Source organism: Ruegeria sp. BHSA123 (genome assembly GCF_059613425.1).
Genome location: NZ_JBXWSL010000129.1, coordinates 1 through 4356, shown reverse-complemented (window position 1 = coordinate 4356; position 4356 = coordinate 1). Strand labels below are relative to the sequence as shown.

Here is a 4356-nt window from a genome sequence, read left to right as displayed (position 1 = left end):
GCCGCAGGATGACCCAATTCAGCGTCAACCCGATATCACCCGGGCCAAGGATCAACTGGACTGGACACCCCGGGCCTCGTTGGAGCAGGGGTTGGAAGCAACAATCGCCTATTTCAAACGCATTTTCACGGCAGCAACCAAATATGCTGCCCAACCGCAATGAAGCAAACGGAAATAGCAGGGCGGCCACATTGGCTGGTCCCCCTGCTGTTGCTGGGCGCAACCATTGCCGCCTGTCTTGTGGTGCTGGCGGTCAATCGCGGTCCGCTCGTCTATTTTGATACCGGCAGCTATTTCCGACAGGGCAACGTCGCGCTCACAATGATTCTTCCCGAGCCGGCGCAGCAAGACGAGGGCACCGCGCAAAACTTCGGCACGGCCAAAAAGGCAGATGACGATCAGACCGCCGGCGGTTCGCGCTCAATCGTTTATGCATTACTGGTTGCCATGTTCTGGCGGGCGGATGTGTTGGGCGGTGTCGCGCTGGTGCAAATGGCGCTGGTACTTTTGTCTGTTTGGCTGGCGATGCGCACGCTGCAGCGCAGTGCGCCTTCGGGGCGGAGCACCGTTCAACTTGTGGCCCTTCCCTTGCTTGTGGCGGCGACAACCTCACTACCATTCTACGTAGCCTACATAATGCCCGATATTTTTGCCCCGGTGATGCTGATCCTTATCGCGGCGGTCGCTGCAGCGGGGCGACATATGAAAGTGACAGAAACGTTGAGTGTTTTGGCGCTTGGCGTATTTTCTGTGGTTCTGCATCCATCGCATCTGGGTATCGCGGTCTTGTTGTTTCCGCTGACCGTACTGGCCGGTATCCTGCGTATTGGTCACGGCCGCTGGCTTGCCGCAGGGTTTGCGATTTGCCTGGTGAGTTTTGCGGTCGCCGAACGCAAGGCGTTCGAGGTTGCCGTTGAAACCGTGACTCACAAGGAAGTGGTTTATACGCCGCATATCACGGCCCGGCTAATCGTGGATGGCCCCGGGATGGCGTATCTGGATGACGTCTGCCCCAACTCTGAACTGGCAACATGTGCCCTGCACGAAGCGTTGTCTTGGTCTGACGACCCTTACCGCCTGACGGCATCACATATCATCTTTGAACGCTCTAAAAAACTTGGCTCCTTCCGATTGATGTCGGCTGAGGATCAGCAGGCCGTTGCTTTTGAACAGCGTCAATTCTTCCTGAAGGTTCTAACGGCGCGCCCGTTTGGGGCAGCGTTTGCACTGGGAAAAAACGCTACGAAACAGATTGTTACCAACAGTGTGGTCATGACAATTCCGAACGAGAGCATTCTGCGGAATGTAAAAACCCTGTCGCGGCTTCCGGAAGATCGGCTTGAGTTTCTGGACAGCACCCAGCTGTCTCAGGAACAACCCTGGCTCAAGTCCGTGAATACAGTTCATTCAATCATCTATCTGATTTCCGGAGCCCTGGTGATCGGACTGCTTCTCTGGCCCGGGCAAATAGCTCCACCCTTTAGGGTGTTTGTCTTGTTTCTGCTGATTGGCATTGCCGTAAACGCACTCGTATGCGGAGGGGTGTCCCAGCCTGCTGCCCGATACGGCGCGCGCGTGATGTGGCTCTTGCCTTTTGCAGCTACCTTTCTTCTTCTCGTCAGGCGCCCCCGGGCGCAGTCACCTGCCATCACCGAGGACCAATGATGCCGACCGAATTTCTGACAATCAGCGTGGTGATGCCAGCCTACAAAGCCGAGCATTTGTTGCCGCGGGTCCTGCCCCCCCTGATTGACATGCTTAATGCCGGGCAAGTGCAGGAAGTTCTGCTGGTGGACGATCAATCTCCTGACGGCACCGCGGACCTCGCCCGCGAAATGGGTGCGACAGTCATGACGACACCAATCAACGGGGGCCCGGGAGCCGCGCGCAACCTGGCGGCGGAACACGCCACAGGTGACATCCTGTGGTTTGTCGATTCCGACGTTATTGCCTGGCCGGACGGGCCGGAACATATCCGCCGGGCAATGTCCGAGGACAATGTGGCGGCTGTCTTTGGGTCCTATGACGACGCGCCAGACGGGCAGGCCTGGTTTTCGCGCTACAAGAACTTGCTGCACCGCTACCACCATCAGCGCGCCCGGCGCGAGGCGCGCACCTTCTGGGCCGGTTGCGGCGCAATCCGGAGGGATGTCTTTCGTGAAGTGGACGGGTTCGACGTCAAAACCTATGAGATCCCGTCGATCGAAGACATCGAGCTGGGATACCGCATCGCCGAAACTGGGCGCCGTATTCTGGTAGAGCCCCAATTGCAGGGCAAGCACCTGAAGGTCTGGACAATCGGCAACAGCCTGAGCACGGATATCTTCTGCCGGGCCCTACCCTGGGCCCGACTTATGATTTCACGCGAGGGGCTGACGGACGACCTTAACACTTCGATGATCGAACGGATGCGGGCCGCGGTCGCGGGGCTTTTGCTGCTGTCGATCCTGGCGCTGCCGTTCTGGCCCAGCATGTGGCCCCTGCTCTTGCTGCTGCTTGGTCTGGCCTTTGTGATCAACATGGATCTGGTTCGCACGATGGCCGGACATGACGGGCCCTGGTTTGCCTTCAAATGCCTACTGTATCATCAGGTATATTACATCTATTCGGCAACCATATATGTGTGGTGCCTGTTCGAGTATCACGTGCTGGGGCAAAAACAGAAGCTGCGCGTCACACGAAATTAGAACCGGTATTCGGCGTGGAGGTATGCTCCAGCCACAAGAAATCACGAGTCGCCCTAGCCGGACTTCAGGGCAATTCATATCCTCCACAAGCACAATCCACGCAAATGTAGGGCATTGTTTAGGGCCTGTGCTCCCGCGCAAACCACCATGTTTTGCGTCTGCCACATCAAAAACACTGTGGCCGGCGCAGCGTCGAACCCGGCGTATGTCACAAAGAAAAAACCGTATATCCGACATTCAGGGGCATCTGGGGACGGTTTGCGCCAACGCCGGATACTCCTTTTAATCTAAACAGTTATGCCTCTACCATTCCTTGGAATTGGACATATCAAAGAGAGCCCGGCACCCGGAAAGGGCATGTCCCTGTCTGCCAGCGCCTGTTGTCTGCTCGGGGGGGCGTGCCATTGCGGTCCGTCATGCAGACGAACTCGGATTTTTTCTTTGGTGGGCCAGGTCACAGACGGCATGTTAGAAATCTGCAAACTGACAGGAATTTGTTGTCAAACGGGCATAAGCTCTTGTAGCCTGAGCCGAGATATTTTGTGTGAGATTTGGTGTGAGTGATTTGACAAAAGATACCGTCCCGGTCGTAGTCATTGGTGGTGGGCCGGCAGGTCTGACCGCAGCGTATGAGCTGCAAAAGCTGAGCGACAAACATGTTCCCCAAGTCTACGAGGCCTCGGACATGGTCGGTGGGATTTCCAGAACCGAGACGCACAACGGATATCGCTTTGATATCGGCGGGCACCGGTTCTTCACCAAGGTGCGCGAGGTTGAAGACATGTGGCACGAGGTGATGGGAGATGACTTCATCACCGTTCAGCGCCTCAGCCGTATTTTCTATCGCGGTAAGTTCTACGACTACCCGCTGCGCATCTTCAACGCCCTTGGCAACATTGGTCCTTACGAGACCTACAAGATCATCGGCAGCTTCGTTAAATGGAAGATCCGGCCAAAGCCGCAGGAAGACACCTTCGAGGAATGGGTGATCAACCGCTTTGGCGGGCGGCTCTACATGCATTTCTTCCACAGCTACACCAAGAAGGTCTGGGGCATTCCGCCATCTGAAATCCGGGCTGACTGGGCCGCGCAGCGGATCAAGAACCTGTCCCTACCCAAGGCCGTCTGGAATGCGATTTCCGGCGCCAATGACACGGCCAGCCTGATCGAGGAATTTCAGTACCCTCGCCTGGGCCCCGGTATGATGTGGGAAAAAACCCGCGATCTGATCCGTGAAAAAGGCGGCTCGGTCGAAACCCATTCCGAAGTGGTTCGGGTGAACCGCGATGGCAACCGCGTCACCTCGGTCGATATTTGCCATTGGAACGAAAACGGCGAAAAAAGCACCGAGCGTGTCGAGGGAGACGAGTTCATCAATTCGATGGCCGTGCGCGACCTAATCCATGCGTTTGACCCGCCGCCGCCGCCGGAAGTTGTCGAGGCTGCGGATCGCCTGCGGTATCGTGATTTCCTGATCGTGACGCTCGTCCTCAATCATGCCGACCCGTTCCCGGACAACTGGATCTACATCCACAGCCCGAAGGTAAAGGTTGGACGCATCCAGAACTTCCGCGCCTGGTCGGTCGAGATGCTGCCGGACCAGAACACCGCCTCGATCGGGATGGAATATTTCTGCCAGAAGGGTGACGGGCTGTGGTCCTCGACAGAC

Annotated in this window: 3 protein-coding genes; all 3 read left to right on the top strand. The window is 56.8% G+C overall.

Annotated features, from left to right (window positions below):
- The first annotated feature begins 159 nt into the window (after positions 1–159).
- Positions 160–1665: a hypothetical protein gene (locus AC2FNC_RS20270; protein WP_496716482.1), complete on the top strand. Its 1506-nt coding sequence runs from the start codon at positions 160–162 to the stop codon at positions 1663–1665.
- On the top strand, positions 1665–2687 hold the full coding sequence (locus tag AC2FNC_RS20265; protein ID WP_496716480.1) for a glycosyltransferase family 2 protein: 1023 nt from the start codon (positions 1665–1667) through the stop codon (positions 2685–2687). The genes AC2FNC_RS20270 and AC2FNC_RS20265 overlap by 1 nt, the downstream gene beginning before the upstream one ends.
- 556 nt (positions 2688–3243) lie before the next feature.
- A partial coding sequence (locus AC2FNC_RS20260; RefSeq protein WP_496716479.1) for an FAD-dependent oxidoreductase occupies positions 3244–4356 on the top strand: 1113 nt, incomplete at its 3' end.